Annotated in this window: 21 protein-coding genes; 4 read left to right on the plus strand and 17 right to left on the minus strand. The window is 59.3% G+C overall.

Translation table 11 applies throughout. From position 1 onward, the window contains the following. Positions 1–50: 50 nt before the first annotated feature. From HKD24_RS06635 to pstC, 7 genes are read right to left on the minus strand one after another with little or no spacing between them, the layout of a single operon-like run. Positions 51–2,153 (minus strand): prolyl oligopeptidase family serine peptidase, encoded by a 2,103-nt coding sequence (locus HKD24_RS06635; protein ID WP_322783291.1) that lies wholly within the window; start codon positions 2,151–2,153, stop codon positions 51–53. 36 nt (positions 2,154–2,189) lie between these two features. Further along, positions 2,190–3,404, minus strand: a complete 1,215-nt coding sequence (locus tag HKD24_RS06640; protein ID WP_194259573.1) for a sensor histidine kinase — start codon at positions 3,402–3,404, stop codon at positions 2,190–2,192. A gap of 57 nt (positions 3,405–3,461) precedes the next feature. Then, entirely contained in the window at positions 3,462–4,184 is a 723-nt protein-coding gene (locus HKD24_RS06645; protein ID WP_194259574.1) for a response regulator, read from the minus strand. Further along, complete coding sequence (phoU, locus tag HKD24_RS06650; RefSeq protein ID WP_062511280.1) at positions 4,181–4,915, minus strand: phosphate signaling complex protein PhoU; 735 nt, start codon at positions 4,913–4,915, stop codon at positions 4,181–4,183. Before phoU ends, HKD24_RS06645 begins: the two co-directional genes overlap by 4 nt. A gap of 6 nt (positions 4,916–4,921) precedes the next feature. Continuing rightward, positions 4,922–5,728 (minus strand): phosphate ABC transporter ATP-binding protein PstB, encoded by an 807-nt coding sequence (gene pstB, locus HKD24_RS06655; RefSeq protein ID WP_228124222.1) that lies wholly within the window; start codon positions 5,726–5,728, stop codon positions 4,922–4,924. 20 nt (positions 5,729–5,748) lie between these two features. Continuing rightward, positions 5,749–6,621 carry a phosphate ABC transporter permease PstA gene (gene pstA, locus HKD24_RS06660; RefSeq protein WP_194259575.1) on the minus strand — a complete coding sequence of 291 codons (873 nt, stop codon included), beginning with the start codon at positions 6,619–6,621 and terminating at the stop codon, positions 5,749–5,751. Then, on the minus strand, positions 6,618–7,598 hold the full coding sequence (gene pstC / locus HKD24_RS06665; protein ID WP_194259576.1) for a phosphate ABC transporter permease subunit PstC: 981 nt from the start codon (positions 7,596–7,598) through the stop codon (positions 6,618–6,620). Before pstC ends, pstA begins: the two co-directional genes overlap by 4 nt. 361 nt (positions 7,599–7,959) lie before the next feature. On the opposite strand from pstC, the gene dps reads away from it, so the two are divergent. Further along, on the plus strand, positions 7,960–8,499 hold the full coding sequence (gene dps / locus HKD24_RS06670; protein ID WP_062511274.1) for a DNA starvation/stationary phase protection protein Dps: 540 nt from the start codon (positions 7,960–7,962) through the stop codon (positions 8,497–8,499). A gap of 64 nt (positions 8,500–8,563) precedes the next feature. Here dps and HKD24_RS06675 read toward each other — a convergent pair whose 3' ends face one another. Together HKD24_RS06675 and HKD24_RS06680 are read right to left on the minus strand one after the other, a co-directional pair. Further along, a complete protein-coding gene (locus tag HKD24_RS06675; protein WP_194259577.1) occupies positions 8,564–9,004 on the minus strand; it encodes a hypothetical protein in 441 nt (146 codons plus the stop codon). Between the two features lie 223 nt (positions 9,005–9,227). Further along, the gene (locus HKD24_RS06680) at positions 9,228–10,067 is read right to left on the minus strand and encodes a hypothetical protein (protein ID WP_194259578.1); all 840 of its coding nucleotides are present in this window, start codon (positions 10,065–10,067) and stop codon (positions 9,228–9,230) included. On the opposite strand from HKD24_RS06680, the gene HKD24_RS06685 reads away from it, so the two are divergent. Further along, the gene (locus tag HKD24_RS06685) at positions 10,059–10,343 is read left to right on the plus strand and encodes a hypothetical protein (RefSeq protein WP_194259579.1); all 285 of its coding nucleotides are present in this window, start codon (positions 10,059–10,061) and stop codon (positions 10,341–10,343) included. The genes HKD24_RS06680 and HKD24_RS06685 overlap by 9 nt on opposite strands. Positions 10,344–10,383: 40 nt before the next feature. Here the strand turns inward: HKD24_RS06685 and HKD24_RS06690 are convergent, their stop codons facing one another. The 7 genes from HKD24_RS06690 to HKD24_RS06720 form a co-directional block, all read right to left on the minus strand. After that, positions 10,384–11,616: a glycosyltransferase family 4 protein gene (locus HKD24_RS06690; protein WP_194259580.1), complete on the minus strand. Its 1,233-nt coding sequence runs from the start codon at positions 11,614–11,616 to the stop codon at positions 10,384–10,386. Between the two features lie 132 nt (positions 11,617–11,748). Continuing rightward, positions 11,749–12,768, minus strand: a complete 1,020-nt coding sequence (locus HKD24_RS06695) for a hypothetical protein (protein ID WP_194259581.1) — start codon at positions 12,766–12,768, stop codon at positions 11,749–11,751. Positions 12,769–12,951: 183 nt separating this feature from the next. Then, a complete protein-coding gene (locus HKD24_RS06700) occupies positions 12,952–15,930 on the minus strand; it encodes a glycosyltransferase (RefSeq protein ID WP_228124223.1) in 2,979 nt (992 codons plus the stop codon). Next, entirely contained in the window at positions 15,905–17,692 is a 1,788-nt protein-coding gene (locus tag HKD24_RS06705) for a tetratricopeptide repeat protein (RefSeq protein ID WP_194259582.1), read from the minus strand. The genes HKD24_RS06700 and HKD24_RS06705 overlap by 26 nt, the downstream gene beginning before the upstream one ends. A gap of 93 nt (positions 17,693–17,785) precedes the next feature. Next, the gene (locus tag HKD24_RS06710) at positions 17,786–19,246 is read right to left on the minus strand and encodes an HlyD family type I secretion periplasmic adaptor subunit (protein WP_194259583.1); all 1,461 of its coding nucleotides are present in this window, start codon (positions 19,244–19,246) and stop codon (positions 17,786–17,788) included. A 2-nt stretch (positions 19,247–19,248) separates the two neighbouring features. Next, the gene (locus HKD24_RS06715) at positions 19,249–21,399 is read right to left on the minus strand and encodes a peptidase domain-containing ABC transporter (protein ID WP_194259614.1); all 2,151 of its coding nucleotides are present in this window, start codon (positions 21,397–21,399) and stop codon (positions 19,249–19,251) included. 421 nt (positions 21,400–21,820) lie between these two features. Then, on the minus strand, positions 21,821–22,594 hold the full coding sequence (locus HKD24_RS06720; RefSeq protein ID WP_194259584.1) for an SDR family oxidoreductase: 774 nt from the start codon (positions 22,592–22,594) through the stop codon (positions 21,821–21,823). A 133-nt stretch (positions 22,595–22,727) separates the two neighbouring features. Between HKD24_RS06720 and HKD24_RS06725 the strand changes: the two genes are divergently transcribed. Together HKD24_RS06725 and HKD24_RS06730 are read left to right on the plus strand one after the other, a co-directional pair. Next, on the plus strand, positions 22,728–23,648 hold the full coding sequence (locus HKD24_RS06725) for a LysR family transcriptional regulator (RefSeq protein WP_194259585.1): 921 nt from the start codon (positions 22,728–22,730) through the stop codon (positions 23,646–23,648). Between the two features lie 52 nt (positions 23,649–23,700). Continuing rightward, entirely contained in the window at positions 23,701–25,155 is a 1,455-nt protein-coding gene (locus HKD24_RS06730; protein WP_194259586.1) for a protein adenylyltransferase SelO, read from the plus strand. Positions 25,156–25,169: 14 nt separating this feature from the next. Here the strand turns inward: HKD24_RS06730 and HKD24_RS06735 are convergent, their stop codons facing one another. Then, positions 25,170–25,376 (minus strand): hypothetical protein, encoded by a 207-nt coding sequence (locus HKD24_RS06735; protein WP_194259587.1) that lies wholly within the window; start codon positions 25,374–25,376, stop codon positions 25,170–25,172. Positions 25,377–25,527 lie beyond the last annotated feature (151 nt).

Raw genomic sequence — 25,527 nt, forward strand, 5'->3', positions numbered from 1 at the left:
AAAGGGCGCTTCTGGGAGCGCCCTTTTTCATATCCGCATGATGCGAAGCCTCAATGCGTCCGACCGAGTTCGGACCACAGATAGGCATAGCTCAGCGCCTGCGTCTGGGCGATTTCCTTCTGGCTCGCACCAAAACCATGACCGCCCGCCACCTGCTCCCAGTAATAATAGGGCAGTTTCAGCTCACTCATGCGCCATGCAAAACGACGGGCATGAACGGGGCCAACGCGATCATCCTTGGTGGTCGTCTCAATGAACGGCACAGGATATTTCACATCCGGCTTCAGGTTCTGAAGCGGCGAAATCCCACGCAGGAATACCTTCTGCTCCGGGATGGAGACCGTCCCGTATTCACCAACCCAGGACGCACCCGCCGACATGTGCTCGTAATTCATCATGTCGAGCAGCGGGACTTCGATATCAACAGCCTTCCAGAAATCGGGATGCTGCGTGAACTCGACTCCCATCAGCAGACCACCGTTGGAGCCGCCCTGAATCGCCAGATGCTGCGGAGACGTCACCTTGCGGTCCATCAGGTCCTTCGCCACGGAAGCGAAGTCGTCATAGATCCGCTGGCGATGGGTCTTCAGCCCCGCATCATGCCAGGCCGGTCCAAACTCCCCGCCACCACGGATATTCGCCAGCACATAAACGCCGCCCCGTGACAGCCAGTTATTGCCGATCCCGGCCGAATAGAACGGGAAAAGCGGCACTTCAAAGCCGCCATAGGCATAAAGCAGCGTCGGATTGGTGCCATCCAGCTTCATGTCCCGCCGATGCACAATGAAATACGGAACGCTGGTTCCATCCGTCGAGCGCACTTCCTGCTGCTCCACCGTCATGTCCGAAGCATCGAACTGTGCCGGCAGCGTATGCAGCTTCTGCACCGAAGCCGTATCGCTGTTGATTTCCCACAAGGTGGTTGGACTCAGAAATCCGGTCGAGACGGCATAGGCCAACGGGCTGTCCTCATCGACGCTGGCCAGTTCCACCGACATGTTCTGCGGCAGTGGCAGGTCCCGGTGCGTGAAGCCCGTCCCGGACGGCGTATAGATCGAGATCTGGCCGCGTACGTTGTCGTAGAGCGTGACGATCAGATGGCCATGGCTCGTGAACGCTCCCTCAATCATCTGCTTGCCGGTCGGCGCCAGCAGAAGCTGGGGCGCAACGGTTGCGGCTGCCGGATCGACCAGCACCACACTCCCCTGCGGGAAAGTCTGCGTCCCGATTTTCCAGTCTTCCTTCAACTGTACCACCAGACGGCCATTGAACAGCCCCGCCACGTCCGCCTTCAGGGGAATGGCAACCGGAGTCACCTGACCATCGCGATACAGGAACAGTTTCGACGAAAACGCATCCAGACCTTCGCGGATCAGCGTGACCTGGTGCCCCGCGCCGTCATGCAGGACTTCCGGCCCGACCTCGACGTCCTTGCGATTGCCGGTAAAGACCGTCTGCGCCTCGGACAGCGACTGTCCGCGCTTGAGCAGTTTCACAATATACGGATAGGACGATTCCGTGAGATCGGCATCCGTCCAGGGATAGCTGACCAGAAGCGTGTCCCGGTCCAGCCAGCTGGAATCCTGCTTGGCATGCGGCAGGCTGAACCCGCCTTCGACAAACTTTCCAGTCCGCAGATCAAACTCCCGGACGGTCTTGGCGTCCTCGCCCCCATCCGAAAGATACAGCAGGCAGAGATTCTGCTGGCTGTGCAGGCAATCCACGCCCCCATAAACCCAGTTGCGCTTCTCTTTCGCCGCCAGCGCATCGAGATCCAGCGCCACCGTCCATTCCGGGTGTTCCGTCGCATAGGAATCCGGTGTTGTCCGGCGCAGGATGCCCCGCAGATGCCGGTCATCACGCCAGAAATTGTAGATCATCCCGTCGTTCTGTATCGGCAATGCCAGACGGTCATGTGTCTGGAGCAGCTTCAGCGATGTGTCATACAGGCCCTGATAAAGCGGCCCATGACCCAGCAGACGCAGGGTCCGATCGTTCTGCGCCTTGACCCAGGCCATGGCCTGCGCCCCGTTGATATCACTCAGCCAGGCGGGAATGGTGTCGGGGGCATCGGCCGCATGAAGCGGCGTGAACATGCTGCCAGTCAGCAGAACCGCGAGACCGGCATGGCGAAAACTCCGGAAAACTGTCACAGTAACAAGACCCCTGATTGTTTCAGAGCGAAACTGTCATTCCACAACCGAAACTGCAAGGGTGGCGCTGGCTGCCGGCAGCCAGACCAGACAGGTCGTCCCCTTCCCCGGCGCACTTGCAATCCGCAGACGCCCGCCATGCCGGTCCAGGATATGCCGGACGATAGACAGGCCAAGACCCGTCCCCTGACCGGCTCCGTCGGTAGGAGCGCCCACACGGTAGAAACGCTCGGTCAGGCGCGGCAAATGATGTGCTTCCATCCCGCAGCCATTGTCCTCAATGCCAAGGATGATGCCGCCATCAGCAGGCCAGCGGTCATCGGGCGTGACCGCGCGCTTGGCCGACAGGGTGATGGTCAGCGGATCACCCGATCGGGCACCGTAACGCAGGGCGTTCTCGATCAGGTTGAGCAGGACCTGAACCATTTCGTCCTCGTCAGCGCGCACCAGCAGATCGTCCTCGATCTCCAGTTTCAGGGTGCGTCCTTCCTGCTCGAAACGCGGAGCGACTTCTCCGAGAACAACCGCCATGAGGTCCGCAACATCCACCACGTCGCGGGGACGCTGATGTTCATGAGCCTGCACGCGCGACAGATACAACAGCCGGTCGATCAGGCGTTTCAGCCGCTCGGACTGCTGGCTCATGATATCGAGAAACTGCTGCCGCATAACCGGATTTTCGCCAGCTGCCCCCCGCAGCGCATCGATAAATCCACTTAAGGAGGCCAGCGGCGTGCGGAGTTCGTGGCTGGCATGGGCGACGAAATCCATGCGCATCCGGTCCGCAGCCTGCGCCTCGCTCCGGTCCGTCAGAACAACCAGAACGCGCCTGTCCTGCCCCTTGCCACCGGGAAGCCGGCGCAGCATGAGGTGAAGCGTGCGTGGAACCGGCACATCGAGGGTAAAGGTCGTAGAACAGACCGGAGGCAGATCGCCCCGGCCACTGCTCCCCACGCTCGGGAGAGGAGCCGGAGCCCGCAACGCCGCCGACAGTGCGGCGCGCGCTGCAGGGTGACGCAGGATGGCACCGACCGTTTCCCCGAACTGGGAGGCCGCCTCCTCATTGACCTGGACAATCGCACCCAGCCCGTCCAGCACCACGGCACAGGCCGGCAGGGGATCAACCGGCAGATCGGCCGGAGATACCGGCGTCAGATAGTCATCGGGAGGAGATGTCGGAACACGCGGCTGACGCAGCAGAAGCCAGACCGCCAGCACCCATCCAGCCAGCGCCACACAGACGAGGACCATCCCCACCTGCAGGGGCAGCGTGTCCGCTGCAGGCGGAAGTCCCCCCGGCGGCACCCGTCAGCCGCCGTCCATCGTCGGGCCGTCATCCAGCGCATAACCGGCTGCACGCACGGTCCGCACCAGATCGACTTCACCCGGCCCGTTAATGGCCTTGCGCAGGCGACGGATATGCACGTCGATTGTCCGGATCTCGACATGGATGTTCTGGCCCCAGATCCGCCGCAGCAGATCCTCGCGGGAAAACACCTTGCGCGGGTTGCGGATCAGCAGGTCCAGCAGGCGGTATTCCGTTGGCCCCAGCGACAGCATCCGCCCGCCCCGCTCCACGCGGTGCGTCTCCGGGTCCAGCGTGATGTCCGCAAAGGACAGACGGTCATAGGAGGACTGATGCCGCCGCAGCAGCGCCCGCAGACGCGCATCGAGCGTATCGATACTGCACGGCTTCATCAGATAGTCGTCCGCACCCGTATCGAGCCCGCGGATCGCATCCTGCTCGGCCGAACGAGCCGTCAGAAGCAGAACCGGAACGTCGCGCAGCGCGGGATTGGCGCGGATCCGGCGACACACATCCAGCCCTGACAGTCCCGGAAGCATCCAGTCCAGCACGACAGCGTCCGGACGGGACGTTTCCAGCGCCAGAAGGGCGGCTTCTCCGTCCTCAGCCTTCTCGACCCGGTAGCCGCGCTGTTCGAGATTGTAACAGGTCATCAGCAGAAGGGCCGGATCGTCCTCGACCAGAAGAACGAGCCCCTTGGCGCGTGCCGGCGATGGTCCCGTCACCGGACGTCAGGCTCCTGCATCGTTTCGGCTACCGTCAGCCCGGAAGCCGGACCGCCACGCGGGCGCAGGGACGGCAGGTTGTCGCCGGTCACGGCATAAAAAACGCGCTCGGCGATATTGGTCGCATGATCGCCGATCCGCTCAAGGTTCTTGGCGATAAACAGCAGTTCCGTGCAGGCGCGGATGTTGCGGGCATCTTCCATCATATAGGTCACGAGCTCACGGAACAGCGCCGTATAATACTCGTCCACGGCCCGGTCCGAATGCCAGACTTCCATGGCACGGTTGGAATCCTGCTGCGTGATGGCATCGATCGATCGGCGCAGGTTTTCCTGCACCAGACGCCCCATGCTGCGCAGACCTGAAAGCGAGATCTGGTTTTCCGGCATCCTGATCCGCAGGGAACGCCGTGCGATGGACGATGCGTAGTCGCCAATCCGCTCCAGATCGCCCGTGATCTTCAGGGCTGCCACGATCTCGCGCAGATCGCCCGCCATGGGGCTTCGCAGCGCCAGCAGACGGATCGCAAGACTTTCGACCTCACGCTCCAGCTGGTCCACTTCCGGATCCTGACGCGCGGCGGCATCGGCGGCTTCCTCGTTGCGGTCCGCAATGGCGGACAGCGCGAGCGCCACTTGGTTTTCCACAATGCCGCCCATCTGCGCCATCATGGACCGGAGCTGACCCAGCTCCTGTTCGTAGCTTTTGACGATATGGGATCTGTCAGCCATGACGCGTTATCCAAACCTGCCGGTGATGTAGTCCTGGGTCTGCTGCTGCTTCGGATTGGTGAACATGCGGTCCGCACTGTCCACTTCGATCAGCCGTCCCATGTAGAAGAAAGCCACCTGATCCGCGCAGCGCGCAGCCTGCTGCATGTTGTGGGTCACGATCGCGATCGTGAACTCTTCCTTGAGCTCATCGAGAAGCTCTTCGATACGCGCCGTGGAAATCGGATCCAGCGCCGAAGTCGGTTCGTCGAGCAGCAGCACTTCCGGGCGCGTCGCAATGGAACGGGCGATGCACAGACGCTGCTGCTGGCCACCGGACAGGCCGGAAGCCGGAGCGTTCAGACGGTCGCGGACTTCGTTCCACAGCGCAACACGCGTCAGAACGTCCTGCACGCGCGCATCCATGTCGGCCTTGTTCAGCTTCTCATGCAGGCGCACGCCGAAAGCGATGTTGTCATAGATGGACATCGGGAACGGTGTCGGCTTCTGGAACACCATGCCCACGCGGGCGCGCAGGATGTTCAGGTCCAGATCCCGGTCCAGAACATTGCGTCCGTCGAAGATCACCTCACCCGTCGCTCGCTGGCCGGGGTACAGATCGTACATGCGGTTGAACACGCGCAGCAGCGTTGATTTTCCACATCCACTCGGCCCGATCATGGCCGTAACCCGACGTGCCGGAAAATCCACCGAGATGTCGTGCAGGGCGTGGTTCTCGCCATAATAGAAATTCAGATTGCGGACAGCCAGCGCCACTTCAGGGCTTTTCACCATCTGCGGATCAGTCTCGGTCATCATGAAATCCTGTGTCATCCCCTGCAGTGTTTCCGGGGTCATCCGCGTCGCGCCGAGACGCGGACGGCAATATTGATGGCCAGAACGCCCATTGTCACAAGGAGCGCACCGGCCCAGGCCAGCTGCACCCAGTCTTCATAGGACGCACCGGCATACTGATAGATCGTCACCGGAAGGCTCGCCATCGGCCGGTTGAGGCTGAAGGACCAGTTCTGGTTGCCCAGCGATGTGAACAGCAGCGGCGCGGTCTCACCGCTCACACGGGCGAGTGCCAGAAGAATACCAGTCAGAACGCCCGTCTTGGCGGAGCGCAGGCAGAGCGAAAGCGTTACGCGCCAGCGCGTGGCACCAAGTGCTGCTCCGGCCTCGCGCATCGATGTCGGCACAAGCCGCAGCATGTCCTCGGTCGTGCGCACGATAATGGGCACCGCCAGGATTGCGAGCGCCACGGAACCGGCCAGCGCGGAGAAGTGCCCAAACGGCGCGACCATGACCTGATAGACGAACAGACCGACCAGAATGGACGGAACCGACATCAGCACGTCAGACACGAAGCGGACGCAGGATGCGAATTTGTTGGTGCTCGTCCCGTATTCGGAAAGATAGATCCCGCACCCAAGACCAAGCGGGGTTGCCATCAGCAGGGCCAGGAAGGTCTGGATCAGGCTGCCGACGATTGCATTGGCCAGACCCGAGGACGACCCGGGAGGCCCCATGGGCTTCATGATTGCCGCAGCGGACAGGCCAGCGAGCCCACGTGAAAGGAGCGTCCACAGGATAGAGGCCAGAACCAGCACAAGGATGCCTGCCATGACCATGCCAAAGGCCGTGGCGAGATGATCGGCGCTCCGGCGACGGGCCGCGCGGGGATTGGGCTTCCAGCCGTTTGTGGAAACGGTTGTCTCGCTCATTTCGTATCTCCCCGCAGCATCCGCGCGAGTGCCAGGCTGGCGAAGGACAGCAGCATTAGGATGAAGCCCAGAGCCAGCAGGGACGACAGGCGCAGCGAACCGGCCGGGCTTTCCGGAAACTGGAGCGCAATCAGGGAGGCGACAGTGCTGCGGGGCGCGAAGAGCGACCAACCCACAGCCGTCACATTGCCGATCACGAAGGTGACGGCCATGGTCTCACCCAGCGCACGGCCCATACCCAGCACGATCGCACCGATCATGCCCGAGCGGGACCAGGGGACCACGACCTTCCACATCACGTCCCAGCGCGTGGCACCGAGGCCATAGGCACTTTCACGCAGCATGTTGGGCATGGCGGCAAAAACGTCCCGCATCACGGCGGTCATGAAAGGTGCGATCATGACGGCAAGCACCAGCCCGGCCGTCATGAGACCCGTGCCGAACGGCGCGCCATGGATGATGAAGCGGATGCCGGGCACATGCTTGAAATGATGGGTCAGAAACGGCTGGACCGTCCGTGCCATGAAGGGAACGATCGTGAAGAAGCCCCACATGCCGAAAATGATGGAGGGCACGGCGGCCAGAAGCTGTACGGCGGTTCCAACGATGGCCGCAATCCGCGGCGGCGCCATCGCGGTCAGCCAGAAGGCCGTTCCGAAAGCCAGCGGCAGGGCAATGATGACGCCGATCAGCGTGCTGACAATGGTGCCAAACAGCGGTGCCCAGGCGCCATACTGATCGGCAACCGGGTTCCAGACATCACGGAAGGCAAAGCCCAGGCCAAACGTGCGGAAGGCCTGACTGCCACCCACGCCCATGAGGACCACGAGACCACCAAGCACCACCAGCACCAGAAGCGCGGATGCCGCGACCAGAAGATGGAATGCGGTATCAGGCCCGCTGCGGCGGCTTCCGCTATGGGAAACACCGGCCTTGTCGCGGGCCTCGGTAGGCTGCGTGGCTGTGGCAAGGGTCATGCGTGAGAAGCTCTGACTTGAAAAAACGGGCGTTATCCGGCAGCCGCAGCCACCACCTCAGTGCATTAGCCGTCCTGTCATGGAAGAACAACCGGAACAGGAACGAGGCGTGATGAAAGATTTATGTCATCACTGAACGAAACGGTGACTGCGGATCGTGCCTGCACGCCGGGCGGCACTGCCGGATTTTACACTGCGAAGAGGGACGGAACCGTCAGGACACACCCGGAGTTTGGATGGGAACTGTGGCACATGTAACACGTTTGGGAGAGTGACAGCCTGCATGAGAGCAGGCGCCAAGATCTTTCAGCAACCTGATGACCCGCCTTCGGGTCGTATTCAGATGCTCAGGAGTAATCCCATGGCTTCCAGAACAGACCGCCACGTGACGCAGAACAACACTGCGGACAACACCAAGAATGTTTCCATCGAGACGCTGAACGCCCGGCTTTCGGACCTGATTGATCTGGCGCTTATCACCAAGCAGGCCCACTGGAACCTTAAGGGTCCGCAGTTCATCGGCGTCCATGAAATGCTTGATGGCTTCCGCTCCAGCATTGACGGGTTTTCGGATACGGTTGCCGAGCGCGCTGTCCAGCTTGGTGGTACGGCGCTGGGAACCGTGCAGGAAGTTTCGAAAAACAGTGCCTGCACACCTTACCCGACCAATGTCTACCGCGTTGCTGACCATCTCGCGGCCCTGATTGACCGCTACGCCACAGTCGCAAACAACATGCGCGAGTCCATCAAGGTGACGGACGAGGCGGGCGATGACGATACGGCCGACGTGTTTACGGAAGTGTCCCGTGGCCTCGACAAGCATCTGTGGTTCCTTGAGGCCCATGTTCAGGAACCGACCGGAGAGATGCGTGATGGTGACCATAAAGGCAGCCGTAGCTGATCTTTCTGCCATTCCATCAGTATCGTTCAGCGCCCCGCAGGTTTCCTGCGGGGCGCTTTGCGTTTCAGAGGCAGCATTCGAGATGCTCGCGCGCAAAGGCCAGATCAGCCGCTTCATGAGCCCAGAGTTCAACGTCTGACTGAACGGGAATGGCACTGTCTGGCTGGGCGTCTGGAACGACAGGCGTGACAGCCAGCCCGGCGGGCTCGGATACTGGAAGGACCGGTGAGATCACGGACGCCAGATGTTCAAAATCATGGGCCTGCAACGGGCCGGGTTTGACGCCAAGCTTCTGCTGCACGATCCAGTTCTTCGTCAGTTCCCGCAGATTGCCCCATTCCCGCTCTCCTTCCGCGGATACCGGGCCGGCCAGTCCTGCCTTCACCGCGATGGCGAGATCATGAATATCCGAATTCGTGAGCAGGCTCGGATGGGACGACGCATCCTTTCTGTAAACCCAACGCCCCACAGCAGCTTTCAGAGCTGACACTGCTTCATTCGTCATGCTGGCTTATCCTTTCTGGCGTTGCGTCCGAGTCCATGCTTGGAAACGACCTTATACCCCCATCGAAATACTGAAAAATCCTGACAGAGACTGGATTTATTCCAAGTCACTTCCAAGCCGTTGATAACTATAACCCAAATACAGTAAGGTCCCCTGCAGAAGAGAACATATTTTGTTATCGAATGGTTAATTAATGGTTAATCCACAACCTATCAACTCTTATTCAGACGAATATATCGATTTGCTTCAGAGTTGCCATGACCATCAAGCCATTGCCTATTATGAAAAACACGGCGCCTCGACAGTCGAGCACGCGTTTGCCATAGCCAATATCCTTCACATTCACAGTAAGGTTCTCGAAGCCTCCTTTTTCTACAGGGTGGCATTCGATATGCATGGCAAGACGCAGACGGAATACCCGCTGCCACAGTCGCTGTTGCAGGTCAGACTGCTGTGTCTTCTGAAGTCCTCCAATTCGCCGCCACCGGAAGAACTGGAAGAACTGGAGAGCTATTCTCCGCAACTGGCCAATTACATCCGTGGCATTCAGGCGGCCTGGCAGAACGGCAGGACGGGCGAAGGCCTGGATCTTATCGGGAATTCCTTTGAAATTTTTCATTCCGGGGAAGAAATAGACAGACTTTATCTGGAACTCGCCCTGCGCCACGCTCCGACTGGCCTCGCAGCCAGAGACGCCATCCCTGCCCCGACACCCATTCCCTGCCGCCTTTACATGTACTGGGACAAAAACCCGCCGGAAGAAATCAAAAACAATATCCAGTACCATCGCGATCTTCTTGGAAATGATTTCGTATTCTTTGACCGGGACTCTGCCAGCAGGTGGCTTCACGATCATTATGGAAGAGAAATCTGCGAACTCTTTCTCAAGGTCCGTCATCCTGCCGAAGGGGCCGATCTGTTCCGCCTGTATATGATCCTGAACAATGGTGGCTGGTGGCTTGATGCCGATCTGCGGATCCGGTCCAGAGATGCCTGGGAAAAGCTCGCAAAAACCACGTACAAGCCCTGCCGCCTTTTCACGACACATAACTATGTGCTGCATAATGACTTCTTCGGCGCGGCACCCGGCAGTCCGTATCTGGCCAATGCAGCGATGAGCGCGCTGGTCAATACATTTGAACATTCCGGACTTTATATTGCCTTCAAGACCGGTCCGGGCGTTCTGAACAGAGCCGTCAGCCGGGCAATTCACAAGGCACTGCAAACCCGGCAGCCGATCTGCGATCTGCAGATTGATTGCCAGAATCAGTTCCACGAGTTCATTGAAGAATACGACGTCACTTACAAGAACATCGGTTCGTCCTGGCACAGCGCCTGATGTAACGGGGAAGGATCAGGCTTCCCCACGTTGTCTTTGTTCAGGACCGGTGCGTATTTACAATCCGGGCAACAAGATCGTCATATCGCTTCAGATAATCGTTCAGACAGAGTTCAGCCTCAGCGTAACGGCGGGCCTCCTGCCCCAGACGACGGGCGGTTTTCCGGTCGTCCAGAATGGCAAGCGTTGTTTCGGCAATCTTTTCCGGCTCAAGAAACGGCACCAGACGGCCGGTCACGTCATTCGTAATGAATTCCCTGACCGGCGCGGTGTCACTGCCGATGATGGGACAGCCCGTCGCCATGGCCTCGCGGAGAGACCAGGAAGCAACGAACGGATAGGTCAGGTAGAGATGGGCATCCGAACGCCGCAGAAGAGCCCGGAAATCATCGTATTCGATCTTGCCGACAAAATGTACGCGATCGAGATCGAGCTTGTCTCCAAGTTCGCGCAGCATGATCTCACGCCAGCTTCCGCCTCCTGGAGGAAGCGTGCCGTAACTGACCTTGTCACCTCCTACGAGAATGACATGCGCATCCTTGCGCTCTGAGAGAATGCGCGGGAGTGCGCGCATGACCACATGAAAGCCGCGATAAGGTTCGAGATCACGCGCGACATAGGTCACGAGCGGCATTTTGGGCGTGATGCGGACATCCTTGATGACAAGGTTGCGCCGTCTGGCCTGCGGTTCCGGAGAACAGAGTTCCAGATTAACCCCTTCGCGCAGCAGGGAAATCTTTTCCTGCGCCCAGCCGGGATAGGTTCCAAGCTGAAATTGGGTTGGACTCTGGCCATATCCGTTTGCCAGACAGAGTGCCTGCAGATTGATCGCGTTCTTGACCCTGACGGCTGCGGCAAGTTCCGGAGAAGGCGGAAATTCCGGGTCGAAGCCGACGTCATTGCGGTCGGCATGATAGAAAAACTCGAAATATCCAAGGATCGGACAGTTCGGGAAAACATCGCCAAGATTGAGCAGTTCGCCCCAACCGTGATGGCCGATGATAATGTCGGGCTCATACCCCAGCCCCTTGAGCGTCCGGGCCGCCGTCGCGACGGCTTCGGCACGGAGCAGGCCGTATTCGAACTCCCTCAGATGGGGATGGGTTTCCATTGAGGGCAGGCGCGGCACGCGATAGATGGCACGCCGCACACCAGGGATATGGCCGTTATTTGCTTCGGAAATGAAGACGATTTCATGGTCCTGCGCCTGAAGATGCCGGACAAAATGCAGGAACTGTCCTGGAAAATTCTGGTGAACGAATAGATAACGCACATCGTCTCCGGAGCGACTGGAAGCCTCTGCGGCTTCCTGTTCGCACACGGAGAGGAGAGCAGATGGCAGCAGTTTTCAAAATGACTGGAGAAGAATGGCGCCTTCTCCGGTCAGTCAGACATCACTGATGAATCAGGATGCCGAAACAGGCTTGCGCTTTTTCGAGGCCGCAGGCTTGGCCTTGGCTTCAGCAGATTTCGGAGTACGCGGCTTGGCAGGAGCTTTTGTAGCGCCTTTGCCCGAGTCAGCTTTTGCGGCGGCCTTGGGAGCTTCGGGCTTGGTTGCTGGCACTTCTTCACCCTCAGGCACGATCTCCAGCAGGAAAGCTTCCAGCGGAGCAAGGCTTTCTGCTTCAAGGGCTTCGGAGCCATCCACAGGTCCAAGACGTGTGCCGTCCGTAAATGTCGCCGTCAGACGGATCTTGTGTGTTTCAGCGGACTTGCCCTTCAGGCGAACACGGAGCCCGAGGATTGGAAGCGCCATGCCGCGCGAACCGCAATACTGGCCACCTTCAGCCCACGGAGAGAGCCAACCCTTGCCGAGAACTGCCTGATATTCGATGTCGGACGCGGGAATGCCGTCTTCGGGAGCAATGCTGAAGCCTTCGATCCAGCTCTGGCTGCCGGGGACACCCATCCAGTGTCCAATGCCGGTTGCAACATCACCGCGGCGCTGGATGTGAGCGGAAATATCGTTGGCAATTTTCTCGGCCACAGTTTCCGCGGCCGTTTCCGCAGTTGCGGCAGCAGCAGCGATCGGTGCCGCAGCAGCCGGAACCGCCGGCTGGGCAGGAGCCGATGTGATCGGGCCAGCCAGCTGGGCAACCTGCAGACGGGGAGCCGGATGGGCGCTGTCCGGTTCCTGATAGGTCGTCACCAGTACGGCAGCCGGGCCACGCATGACCCGGACAAGAGCTGCACCGTTCGATCCGCCGATCCAGCCGTCTTCTTCAAAAGTGCTGACCGTCACGATCCCCGGCGGCGTGCCCGGTGCACGTGAAATCCGGACGCCCGGCAGTCCTGCCGGGCCGGCAGGAGCCTGTCCGGCAGCATGAAAGATGCAGAAAATTCCTGCATCCAGCACCATCATATGCGCCCCGGCCTTGAGGTCGATGACCCGGTTCTGTCGCGGTGCTTCGGCGGCGTTAGACATTCCCTACTCCCAATTGCGTCCGTTCTTGCGGGTAATAATAACGGCATGTTTCATGAACTGTCACGAGTGGTCATCACAGTTATGAGCAGCATCCCGACGATGTGTTACAACAGCCTTCTAGAAATATCGGCTTCTGTTTCACCATTATAGTGGCCTGTTTCGTTAGAAAAGGTAAACCACCTGTCATCGGGATGCACCCCATCGTTGCAACAGGATCCTCGCGAGCTGAAAAGGCGGCATCCCAAGTGGGACAGCGAGGCCGGTCATGCTTTTTCTGACCCGTTCTCCCTGCGCGCCCAGATCGAAACAGACGGCCTCCAGACCACTGCGCCAGACCTGCCCCAAGGCATAACACCAGGTTTCCGGCGCTATGGAAGGGATCAACCCTACATCTGGCTGCTGTTGGCGGATCAGGTCCTGCACTTCCTCTTCCCGATATTCTCCAGTGACACGGACACCCCGAGAAACTAGGGCGTCGTCGTCATGCGTATGCCCGACCAGCGACAGTTCGATAGGCAGACGGTGGGCCTGGATTTCGGTCGCCAGCGCCAGCAGGACATCATAGCCCTTCCACTGACTGATCCCGCCCACGACACAGACCCGGAGCGGCTGACCCGGCCGCGCATGGCGATCTGGCCGGATGGCAGTCCGCAGGGCGGTATCGTCTTCCAGCGGGATGGCCTCGATCGTCAGACCGGGGAAATGCCGCCCGATCCGCCGTACCGTGTCATCCGAAGGGGCCATGAGCAGACGCGCTCCGGACAGCTCCCGGGCAGAGCGGGCCAACAGTTCGGGAAGCGACAGGTCTTCCCCGAGATAACTTCCCCACCGTGTCACACAAAGTTCACAGCCTGGCAGGTCGGGTTCTCCACAGTAACGCCCTTCTCCGTCACAAAGAGAGATACGTGGACAGAACCAGACGTGATCATGGATGAACACGTCATACGGTACTCCAAGCGCCTCATGCAGGCTCCGGATACAGGGCGCATGACCAATCAGATGGTGCCATTCCACTGCTTCGACCCGCAGGGCCCTGAGGAGATCCAGCAGCGACGGCAGTTCATCCGGCAGGCGGAACTTCAGGTTGGAAAAGCGTTTCCCATCCAGAGCATATTCCAGCCGGCATCCGCTCTCATGCGGGCGCAGGGCGAGCGCGAGAAGTCCCGCAGCCTCGAATGCTTCCGACCGCTCCCGTACGACACGCCCGACACCGCCGCCCGCGTCGTGCTGCACCATAAGAACAGCAGACCTGCCCGCGGCAAGACGGGTCAGCCCCGCCGCATCCAGTCTGCGTCGCGTTCCATGCAGCGGATCGGCCGCGATGAAACGTCTGACGAGCGCGTCATAACCGGGATGCAGGGCGTTGAGGATTTTTAGATTGCGCGCACCCAGTGCCTTTCGGGCCGTTCCGAAGGACGCGGAGCCGACATGCGCGACAAAAAGTTCCGGTGCGGCCAGATGGCGAAAGCCTCTTGCCGAAGCCCGGAGAGAGAAGTCATTTTCCTCACCGTAACCCTGGGCGAACAGATCCTCGCGGAACAGGCCAATCTCTGCCAGACAGTCGGAGGAAATCCCCATGCAGAACCCGTGGGCCGTGGGCAGGTCAATTCCGTCGCCTGTATCCGCGTCCTGTGATCTGAAAACGTTCCGGCACAGCCGGTCCATCGCACGCATTTCCGTCAGTGACGGGATCGGATTGGCGCGTTCAACAGACGGATAGGACAGGATGGTCGCGTCATTCGACAGCGGTGTAACGGTCCCGACATCCGAATGGACGAGCCTGGCACGCAGTCGTTCGACCCAGCCTGCTGGAACCAGCGTATCACTGTTGAGCAGCAGGATATCCCGCCCTTCCGCTGCGCGCATTCCATCATTGGCGGAAATCGGAAACCCCATGTTCCGGTCATGGCGGATCAGGACAATCCGTCCCTCTTCGGCCAGTTTATCGAGCGCACTGGCAAGAGACGGTTCCGGGGTTGCGTCATCCACGACGATCACGGGCACATCGGGCGGCCGCGTCGCCAGAACGGTTCGCAGACAGGCCAGCGTGCGATCCCGGTCGGCATAGACCGGAACCACGATCGCACAGCCGGGACTTTCGCGGGAAAGACGCGGCCGCAGGGTTACCGCTTCAACCTTTACGGGCTGCAGTCGCGCCGGCAGACCGCGTCTGCGCCCGGCCACCAGCTTACCGACCATGGGATCAACAGGAGCGCCTGCCAGAAGGCGCCCGTTTTCGTCCCGCAGTTCGATGGGTCCCGTATCGCCCTTAGGACAACGTGAGGACGAAATATGAAATATCCGGTTACGGGCCAGGGGAATGTCGCTGTCGACATCCTGAGCGAAGTTCTCAACACGAAGGCTGGAACCGTCCCAAAGTGTTATGCAGGGAGCATATTCAGGTTCGGCGGGTGTCCAGATCCAGCCGTTTAATCCGTCGGCCGTTGCCTCGACAAAAGATTCACACCGGGTCAGAGCCGGAATATCGAGCGGGCCCCCCAGAACATGCTGCTGCCCGGCACGGATTTCCAGCCTCCTGGCCGAACGCCAGCCATCCGGAAGATTATGCACACCACCCTTTAAATCCTGGGCGATCTCCTGTCCGTCCAGCAACAGCCGAACGGGCTTGGACGTCCTGATAAGAACCGTGCCTGCATTGGAAACCGTCATCCAGCCCGGAAATCCCGCAGAAGTGGCGATCTGATCTGCAAGCGGATGAGTCTCCGGCGTGGCATGAAAGCATGAGAGGGCCGCCTGCATCCGGGAGGTAGCCTCTTCTATGCGCTGCAACCGCATGAGGCAGACAACTTCCAGAAAGGCGGCTTCCCGCAATCCGAAATCCTGGCGCAGGTTCTCCATGCGAACCAGACAGTCCGTGATCCGACCGGCTGACAGGCAGGCCAGCCCAACCGACCATTTCAGATTGGGATTGTGCCGCGACATCCGTTCGGCACGTTCGAGCCAGAACAGACCGAGGGATGTGTTACCGCTCTGAAAAGCGGCCTGTCCTCTGGCAAAGGCTTCCTGGGCCCTGCGGCTCATGGCGTCCCGCCAGAGGGCCCGGTCTTCATCGCTGACGATCCGACCGAAACCCGCAAACGCCGCTCTGGATGTATTCCGGTCGGAGGAAGGGTGATCAGCAGCCACGGAGATCAGTCTCATCGTCCGGCTGCGCCTCGTCCAGCATGGCCAATTCGACTTCAGCATCCTTGATATTCTGCGCTTTTGCCCGCTCCAGCCAGATCCGCCCTTCGACGGGATCCGTCACGCCGGCCAGTCCGCGCACGAGGTAACGGCCGAGCATCATCTGGGCGAGGCCGTTCCCACGTTGAGCGGCTTTCCGGAACCACAGTTGGGCCTGCGAACGGTTTTCGGGCACATCATGCCCTCCTCCGTACATCGCAGCGAGTGAGAACATGGCATCCACGTTCCCACTCTCGGCGGCATTCCGGTAAAGGCTCAGTGCCTTCTCATGATCCTTGCGTCCGTTGATGCTTCCATCAATGAGCAGACCGGCCACTGTGACCTGCGCCTCGGCCATGCCCGCATCAGCGGCCTTCTCCATCCAGTAAAGAGCCTGTGTGGGATCGGACTGCACGCCCCGTCCCTCCAGCAGCATCATGCCGTACCAGTACTGGGCGTTGACAACACCGTCGGCAGCCTTCTGCATCCAGCGGGCGGCCTCACGTCCGTTCTGGGCGCCAGTCACTCCCTCGGCAAAGCACACACCAAGGTTGTAGGCACCCACCAAGTCACCCTTCTCAGCCGCCTTTTCGAAGCGTTCATGGAGCGCCTGTTTTTCATCCGGGCTTGCCGCAGCGCCCGCCAGGATCAGGTTCCCGAAATCGGCATCCGCATGAGCATCACCGGCTTCAGAAGCGATCTTGAACCAGTGCGTTGCGACATCGGGATCCTGATGAACGCCATTGCCCGTCAGATAAAGCAGCCCCAGAGCACGCGCGGCCCCTGCATGTTTCTGTTCCGCAGCCAGCCGGTACCATTTGGCGGCTTCCATAAGATTGGGAGGCAGATCGCCACCATTGGCACACAGATCACCAAGCAGGGCCGCAGACTGTGTGTCGCCATTTGCAGCAGCCCGCTTCAGCCAGGTTTCCGCACGCCCGTAATGTCTGGCAGTGCCAATCCCTTCCAGCAACATCAGCCCGTATTTGGCCTGAGCCGTGACGACATTGCGCTCCGCGGCCTCACGAAAGTAGGTGGCTGCCTTGCCAAGATCGCGCGATACCCCGGACCCTGATTCATACATCCTGCCCAGAATGTCGAAGGCCGTTCCGAGACCACCTTTCGTCGCTTCCAGCAGGTGCTTGGCCGCAGACGACAGCTCCTCACCGGTCGTTGCCTCTCGGAGAATGCAAAGCGCCACCCCCAGATGCCCCTGTGAGCATCCGGCTTCGGCAGAGCGTTCATACCAGGTCCGGGCCTGTGGCAGGTCCCGAAGGTCCTCGGGACCGTTCGTCAGGATGTACCCAAGAAGAGCCTGGGCATCCGGCGACCCCGCTTCAGCCGCAGTTTTGGCCCAGCGGTATCCAAGATGAAAATCCGAATGCCTGGGTCCGGCCTGAGGCGTCTGGGAAAGATCCAGTCCTTCACTGGACGTCTGGATCTCAAACCCTTCCGGCAGCCCTACGGTATAAAGCGTCGCAAGAACAAAGGCCGCTTCGACATGACCAGCCTGAGCAGCAAGATAGATCCACCGGGCCCCGTCTTCGAGACTGGGCGGAGCACCAAGCCCATCCAGATAGGCACGGCCAACCCGAAACGAGGCCTCCGCGTCTCCGGCGGCAGCAAGACGGCTGAGGAGTGTAAATCCCTTAACAGCCTGGCCGGTTTCCGTAAGGTGAATTGCATATTCCAGCTTTCCCCTCGAAGAGAAAAGGGCACCAATACGATGTTTAAGCGGCATGAGCGGCACGGGTCCTGAATAACTGTCCTATGAAAACGCCCGGACTTTGCCGGGCGTTCCTTCGAGCGTTTTTAGGAACGCTCCATACTTCTGTTATGGCTCCCTCATGCCATTCGTAAGCGCTGGCGTAAGCTTGTTGAACAGGTACTGCAGCACTGTCCGTTTCCCGACATCGATGTCGGCTGTTACTGCCATACCCGGCATCGGATGGAAGAAGGAAGGCTGACCGTGAAGCGTGTAGCGGTCAATCCGCAGACGAACACGGTAAACACCTGAAGCGCCAGTATCGTCAGGGGAAGCATTTCCACTTCCACCAGCACCACCATTTTGTGAGGACGGTGTGAAAGCATCTGCACTGATGACGCGAACCGTCGCTTCTGCACCGCCATACTGATCATACGGGAACGTCGCAAATTTCAGGAGCGCATGGTCTCCGACCTGAACGAAGCCCACATCCTGCGAGCGCAGAACGGCTTCCATTTCAAGACCATAGCCTGTGGGGACGAGCGTAATGAACTGCCCTGCCGATTGCAGGACAGAGCCGACAGAGCCCTGTGCAATCGTCAGAACAATACCATCCTCGGGTGCCCGCAGCAGAACAAGATCCTGACGAAGACGCGCTTTTTCAAACGAACTGCGATATTCCGCCAGATGATGGCCAGCTTCGGTAAGATCCGAATAGATCTTGGCCTGCCAGTTTCCGATATAGCCGTCACGTTCCGCCTTCATGGCAGCCAGTTTTTTCTCTGCAGAATTGGCACTCTGCTGGGCAGCGATCTCGGCCCGTTCGGCTTCCATCAGTTCGGTCTGGGCGCCAAGGGTCGAAAGACGGGAACCCACCTGATCAGCCTGTTCCCGCTGACGCATCTGCAGAACCTCGGACGCGACACGCATCTTGCTGCCATACATGGCGGCATTGGCCCGATAACCCTGGATATCACTCTCGAGGCTGGCGATCTGCTGGGCATAGTTTTCGACATGTGCCTGATATTCGTTCTTGCGACGCAGGAACGCGGCACCCTGCTCCACCGAAGCCGGATCGTTCAGGTTGACATGATAGTCCTGATCCGCAGCTTCGGCTTTCAGGCGATCATATTCCGCCTGATAGGCATCACGCTGCTGGCCCATATTCGTAATGTCAGCTTCGCTAATCGTCGGGTCGAGATGCGCGAGAACATCACCCTTTTTTACGAAATCGCCAACGTGGACATCGATGGAACGGATAATGGCTGTTTCAAGGGGCTGCACGACAATAGTCGGCTGTGTTGAAATCAGGCGCCCTGGTGTCGAGACCACACGGTTGATCGGGAACAGCGCCATGGCCGCCAGGCAGGCCAGGAACAGGCATCCGATCAGCAGGATGATATAGCGGGCAGCCGGTGTCGCCGGAAGATTGACGAGCCCTGCAGTCGGCGAATGGAACTCGAGCAGGGCCAGAGGCATGTCGTTGGGCGCGAACGGGTCCGTAGCTGTCCGAGGCACATGCTGGTTGAAATCTTCATCGGACTGACGCGGCGTGTTGTCGTCATGCGGAATCATGTCGGAAGAGCTCATGATTACTCTCCTTCCGTCAGTTGCCCAGCGGCGCCGGGAACATCTTTGTCTGTCATGTGCCGGTTCTGCTGCAGCCACAACATGCGATAGATTTCGCACCGCTCCAGCAGGACCCTGTGCGGAGCGATATCAACAAGCTTACCCTGATCCATGACCGCGATCTGATGACAGTTCACAAGCGAGGACAGACGGTGAGAGACGATCACCATTGTTCTGCCCTTGCCGATCCGCTGCAGATTGGCATTCACCAGAGCTTCAGATTCCGGATCCAGAGCCGATGTCGCCTCATCCAGGATCATCAGCTTTGGATCACTGATCACAGCACGGGCAATTGCAAGCCGTTGCCGCTGCCCACCCGAGATATTGGTCGAGCCTTCCTCAATCCATGTGTCGTAGCCTGCAGGCATGCGTTCGATGAATTCTTCCGCACCGGCGAGGCGCGCTGCCCGGATTGCATCATCAATCGTCAGCCCGGGACGGCCCGCCGTGATATTGTCGCGGATTGTTCCGCGGAACAGGAAGTTGTCCTGAAGCACCACACCAAACGAACGGCGCAGATGTGTCAGATTGATTTCACGCAGATCCACACCATCGAGACGCAGATACCCCGTATAGTTACGGCTCACACCCTGCAGGAGGCGGGTAATCGTCGATTTACCAGAGCCTGAGCGTCCTACGAGACCCAGCATTGTTCCGGCAGGGATATCGAACGTAACGTCGTTCAGAGCCTTAGACGTCGATCCCGGATAACAGAAATCGACATGGTTGAACGAAAGTGCTCCCTTGACGACAGGACGCATGCCTGTTGTCAGCGCCTTGGTTTCCGTAGGTTGATTCAGTACTGCTCCGGCTTCGCTCAGGGAGACACTGACCTCATTGAAGGCTTCCATCAGCTTGGCAAGACTGACAAGCGGGCTGGCCACACGTCCACCCAGCATCATGAACCCCATGAGCGCGCCAGACTGCATGGAACTGGCATTGGTCAGGATCAGATAGGCTCCTACCAGGATAATACCTCGGTTGATGAAGATTTCAAAAGGCATAACCAGAGTCTGTGGCCAGCTGGCCATGCGCCCAGCAGCCAGCTTCCATCGCACCACATCTGCCGTCCGGTCATCCCATAGTTCCCGTCGCGTTGATTCAAGAGCAAGCGTCTTGACGGTCCGGATACCGGCGACCGTCTCGTACAGGATGGAGCCACGCTTCATTTCTGCAAGCACCTGCTTGCCAACGGCACGGGTAACAGCCGGAAGGAATATCACCACAATCAAGCCGATGCAGCCTGCCCCAGCTAAGGTCATCCATGCGAGTGTTGCGCTCAGCACAAACAGCACAGGCAGGATTACGACAAGCGTAAAAAGATCCAATAGGGTGTTCATCAACTGTCCGGTCAGAAAGTCCCTGACTTTGAAGACGGACATGAACCGACCGAGAATTTCACCTGTCTGTTCGCGTTCGTAGAATTCCAGCGGAAGTGCAAGAAGTCTGTTGAAAGCGTGCAGCGAAATCCTGGCATCCAGGCGGGTGGACAGGATCAGCGACAGCTCCCGCCGGGCATAGGTCAGCAGGATTTCGTAGAAGGAAAGAATGATGACAAAGGCGGTCAGCGAGATCAGCGTCGCCATGGAATGGTAGTTCACCACGCGATCGATAACCTGCATGACGATCAGCGCGGGAAAGATCTGAATGATGCTCAGGATCAGCGATGCAAAGGCAATGTCGCGCATTACCTTCTTTTCGCGAAGCACCATCTTCACGAACCACAGCATGTCAAACTTTGCGTCGGCCTCGGATTCGTCGCGACGACGTTTGACCAGCAGGACATCACCGGTCCAGACCTGCATGAGACGCAGTTCATCTACCGGGACGGGGGCATCACCCTCGCCACCCATTGGATCCCGAAGCCACACCACGCCCTTGTCGGCATCGGCACGCACCATTAGCCCGGCAGAGCCATCCTTGAACATCAGGACAACGGGCGGGGAATTGCGAATCTTGACGAGATAACGCCACCGAAGGCGCATCCCCTTGGCAACAGCGCCCTGTTCGTTCAGCCATCTTGCAAGGGTGGCAGGAGAAGGCGAATCCTCACCTGGCTCTGCCGCAAAATCGCGGATATCCAGTTCAAGGCCGTGATAACGGGCTGCGGCCAGGACAGCATAAAGCCGGATAACGGTCGGACTGACTCTTCCGTCCGGGCCTGACAAGCTCTGGGTATGCTCCACGAAATGTCCTCTATGCTGTTGTCGCGCGCAGGCGGCACCAAAGGTAGGAACGCCAGTTCATGTTCTCATGAATAGAGAAGACTCTCTTTTCCGTCACCACCCTTGCGGGTGGGAACTGAAAAATATCTGGGGTCAGCATAGTCCAGAGAGATCAAAAACTCATTAACGGCTTAAAGCATAGTCACCCTCATCACATGACCGTTTTATTGAAAACACGGGATATGAGCAGAAAAATCATATCCCGTGTCCTGTATTCCGACCCGGAAGTTTTCGTTTTTGCCAGTTCCGTTACCGCAGATTGCGGCTTCCCGGAGGCATCAGCTTTCTGCTTCCAGCCTTTCAAAGGCTGTTACTTTGTCGTGTATCCGCCATTGACGAGGATGGTCTGGCCGGTCATCCACCAGCCATCCGAGACCAGGCACCGGACGATGGGGACGATATCCTCGATATCGGTCAGGCCCGTACGACTGAAAGCCGACAGGGCAGCCGCGCTCTTGTGGTAGGCTACGGCTTCCGGCGCTTCCTGTCCGTAGAAGAACGGCGTGTCCATCGGCCCCGGCCCGATCGCATTGACGGAAATGCCGCGCGCGCCGAACTCCTTGGAGGCCGCACGTGTCACATGCTCGACGGCCGCTTTCGATCCGGCATAGGTCGAATAGAACGGCGTATAGGCCCCGAGCAGGGATGTCACGATGGTCAGGAGCTTCCCATTGTCATTCAGATGACGTCCGGCTTCCTTGATGAAGAAATAGGCTGCCTTCGCGTTGATCGCGAACATCTCGTCATACTCTTCCTCGGAGGTTTCGAGGATTGGCTTCTTGAGCACCTTTCCCGCCGTGTTGATGGCAATGTCCGGCTTCCCGACAGCCGCGATGACGTCCTCGAAAAGCTTTGCATTGGCGCCGGCAGTCGTCAGGTCTCCCTGGAAGGCCTCTGCCTTGACACCCTGTGCTTTCAGGGCGGCGACCGTGGCGTCGGCATCAGCCTTTGTGGCAGCGCTGTTGTAATGAATGGCAATGGCAGCCGCGCCCTGCGCCGCGAGATCGCGGGCAATCAGACCACCGAGATTTTTGGCTCCGCCCGTAATGAGAGCGGTTTTTCCCTTGATGCTGTGATCGGCCATGAGAACGGCCTCCTTGCGCTGATGGATGACGATCTGAACTATAATTTGTCAGGAAAGCTGCAAAAAGGACGAAGTTCTGACATCATCTGTCAGGAAAACCGAACAAACCGGATGTCCTGACGTCGGAGGCATAATGGACCGCATAGACCTGTTCCGCATTTTCGTGCGGGTCGCGGAAAGCGGAAGCTTCACCCACGCCGCCGACACGCTTCAGATGCCGCGCTCCACCGTCTCGACCGCCGTGCAGGAGCTGGAAAACAGGCTCGGAACCCAACTCCTGACCCGCACGACACGCTCCGTCCGGCTTACGGAGGACGGAAAGCTTTTCCATCAGAATGCGCTGCGCCTTCTGGTCGATTTCGAGGATGCCGAAAACCAGTTCCGTTTCCGCCAGGAGGAAACGCGGGGGCATGTGAAGGTCAACCTGCCTGGAAGGATCGGCCGACTGATCGTAGCCCCGGCCCTGCCGCAATTCCTGGAGCGGCATCCCGGTCTGGATATCGAGCTTGGCATGACCGACCGGAGCATCAATCTGGCCGAGGACGGCACCGACTGCGTATTGCGCGTCGGGCCGCTGCGGGATTCCAGCCTGATCGGACGCAGGCTCGGCATGCTGCCTGTTCTCAACGTTGCCAGCCCGGCCTATCTGGCCCGCCACGGTACGCCCCGTACACTGGAAGATCTCCCAAACCATCAGGCCATTCTCTACGCCTCTCCATCCACCGGAAGGATCGAGGAGTGGGAATGGGAAGCGGACGGGCGGGAAGAGAGCATACCGCTTCAGGGACGGATAACGGTCAATAGTGCCGAAGGCGCCGTAGCGTGCTGTCTCGCCGGACTAGGGCTCGCCCAGCTTCCGGCTTATGATGTGCTGCCTCATATCCACAAAGGCGAGCTTGTGAATGTTCTGCCACAATGGCGTCCGGCTCCGCTCCCCATGACGTTACTCTATCCCCACCGGAAGCATCTTTCCCGGCGGCTGGAAGTCTTCACGGACTGGCTGACGGATTTGCTGAGCGAACACTGCTTTGCAGTCGATCCCCTTCCCTTTTGACGGGGAATGGCCCATCTGAAGAAAGACTTCTTCAGTCCTGATTGGATAACCGATGCAGTTCTCCCGCATCTACGCCTCCCTTCCCGAACGCTTCTCCGCGGCGCTCACTCCGACACCGCTGCGTGATCCGCAGATCGTGGCGCTGAACGAGCCACTGGCCCTTGAACTGGGACTGGATCCGGACTGGCTGCGGAGCCCGGCGGGTGTTGCGTTCCTTAGTCAGGGAACGCGTCCTGATGGAGCCGCGCCGGTGGCGATGGCCTATGCGGGACATCAGTTCGGGCATTTCGTACCCAGTCTGGGTGACGGACGGGCCATGCTGGCCGGTGAAGTGATGGATCGGACGGGACGGCTTCGGGACATTCACCTCAAAGGGTCCGGGCCGACGCCGTTTTCACGACGCGGGGACGGACGGGCGGCTCTGGGACCGGTTCTGCGCGAATATGTGGTGAGTGAAGCCATGCATGCGCTGGGCATCCCTACGACACGCGCGCTTGCGGTCCTGACGACAGGCGAGAGCGTGGTACGGGAAACGATGCAGCCCGGCGGGATCATTGTACGGGTCGCATCCAGCCATGTGCGGGTCGGGACGTTCCAGTATTTTGCTGCGCAGGGGGACATCGAAGGCGTCCGTATCCTTGCGGACCATGTCATCGAACGCCTGTATCCAGAGCTGAAAGACGCCGAAAATCCCTATCTGGCGCTACTGAAAACTGTCACAGCCCGGCAGGCGAATCTGGTGGCGCGCTGGATGCTGGTCGGGTTCATTCATGGCGTCATGAACACAGACAACATGTCCATCGCAGGCGAGACCATCGATTTCGGCCCCTGCGCATTTCTGGATACCTACGACCCGGCAAAGGTCTTTAGCTTCATCGACCAGAACGGGCGCTATGCCTATGGAAACCAGCCGGACATGGCGTTGTGGAACCTTGGACGGCTGGCAGAAACGCTTCTGCCCCTGCTGGACAGTGACCGCGAGCAGGCCATTGAAAAGGCCAGGGGCGCATTGATGCGCTTTGATGCCGTGTTCAACGACACCTATCTCGGCGGATGGCGGCGGAAGCTCGGTCTGGCGCTGGAAGAGGACGGAGATGCCAGGCTGGCAGGACGTCTGCTGACGGCCATGCATCGTGGCGAAGCGGATTTCACGCTGACCTTCCGGCGACTTGGTGAAGTCGTCCGGACCGGACAGACCGAGAATCTGGTGGCGCTGTTCAATCCCGGTTCCGGAATCGAAGACTGGATCGTGGACTGGCGGGCGCGGCTGGATCGCGAAGAGCGATTGGTCGAAGCCTGTTACACGGACATGCAGGCGACCAATCCACGCATCATTCCTCGCAATCACAGGATCGAAGAGATGATCCAGTCAGCGGTGGCGGGCGATTACACTCCATTCCACCGTCTGGTCGCGGCGCTGTCACATCCGTTTGATGAGGCGACAGACGGCCTGGACGCACCGCCTGCCCCGCATGAGACAGTCAGGAATACATTCTGCGGCACCTGATGTGCCGCAGCACATCAGGCAGTCTTCGGGGCCAACAGGCGGCTGCGGTTGAACAGGCTTTTGACCTGGGCATAAAGCATGCTGAAATCCGGCATGCAGGCATTGTGCAGGGCACGCACGCTTTCATGTGTGGCATAGAAACGCAGGGTATTCAGGCTTGCACTCACGATGGCCGTCCCCAGAAAAACGCCATCAACATGAATGACCTTGGAACTCAGCATTGGTCTTCAACCTCGTCATGACTCCCGCGCTGGGAGCACAGAATGTTTTCACGTTCCGCACAGTCTCCTCTTCAGGATTCCGGTGGCTTGGAACGCTCTACTAACGGGGGTGATGCCACATCGTTGCCTGACAAAACGTGACCTTTTTATG

Source organism: Gluconobacter vitians (assembly GCF_015244565.1).
Lineage (GTDB): Bacteria > Pseudomonadota > Alphaproteobacteria > Acetobacterales > Acetobacteraceae > Gluconobacter > Gluconobacter vitians.

Bases quoted from the DNA above. Each gene is read 5' to 3' on its own strand.
- HKD24_RS06640 (WP_194259573.1), bottom strand. From the start codon at position 3,404: ATGGTCCTCGTCTGTGTGGCGCTGGCTGGATGGGTGCTGGCGGTCTGG.
- phoU (WP_062511280.1), bottom strand. From the start codon at position 4,915: ATGGCTGACAGATCCCATATCGTCAAAAGCTACGAACAGGAGCTGGGT.
- pstB (WP_228124222.1), bottom strand. From the start codon at position 5,728: ATGACACAGGATTTCATGATGACCGAGACTGATCCGCAGATGGTGAAA.
- pstA (WP_194259575.1), bottom strand. From the start codon at position 6,621: ATGAGCGAGACAACCGTTTCCACAAACGGCTGGAAGCCCAATCCCCGC.
- pstC (WP_194259576.1), bottom strand. From the start codon at position 7,598: ATGACCCTTGCCACAGCCACGCAGCCTACCGAGGCCCGCGACAAGGCC.
- dps (WP_062511274.1), top strand. From the start codon at position 7,960: ATGGCTTCCAGAACAGACCGCCACGTGACGCAGAACAACACTGCGGAC.
- HKD24_RS06675 (WP_194259577.1), bottom strand. From the start codon at position 9,004: ATGACGAATGAAGCAGTGTCAGCTCTGAAAGCTGCTGTGGGGCGTTGG.
- HKD24_RS06680 (WP_194259578.1), bottom strand. From the start codon at position 10,067: ATGCAGCACATAGTTATGTGTCGTGAAAAGGCGGCAGGGCTTGTACGT.
- HKD24_RS06695 (WP_194259581.1), bottom strand. From the start codon at position 12,768: ATGTCTAACGCCGCCGAAGCACCGCGACAGAACCGGGTCATCGACCTC.
- HKD24_RS06700 (WP_228124223.1), bottom strand. From the start codon at position 15,930: ATGAGACTGATCTCCGTGGCTGCTGATCACCCTTCCTCCGACCGGAAT.
- HKD24_RS06705 (WP_194259582.1), bottom strand. From the start codon at position 17,692: ATGCCGCTTAAACATCGTATTGGTGCCCTTTTCTCTTCGAGGGGAAAG.
- HKD24_RS06710 (WP_194259583.1), bottom strand. From the start codon at position 19,246: ATGAGCTCTTCCGACATGATTCCGCATGACGACAACACGCCGCGTCAG.
- HKD24_RS06720 (WP_194259584.1), bottom strand. From the start codon at position 22,594: ATGGCCGATCACAGCATCAAGGGAAAAACCGCTCTCATTACGGGCGGA.
- HKD24_RS06725 (WP_194259585.1), top strand. From the start codon at position 22,728: ATGGACCGCATAGACCTGTTCCGCATTTTCGTGCGGGTCGCGGAAAGC.
- HKD24_RS06730 (WP_194259586.1), top strand. From the start codon at position 23,701: ATGCAGTTCTCCCGCATCTACGCCTCCCTTCCCGAACGCTTCTCCGCG.
- HKD24_RS06735 (WP_194259587.1), bottom strand. From the start codon at position 25,376: ATGCTGAGTTCCAAGGTCATTCATGTTGATGGCGTTTTTCTGGGGACG.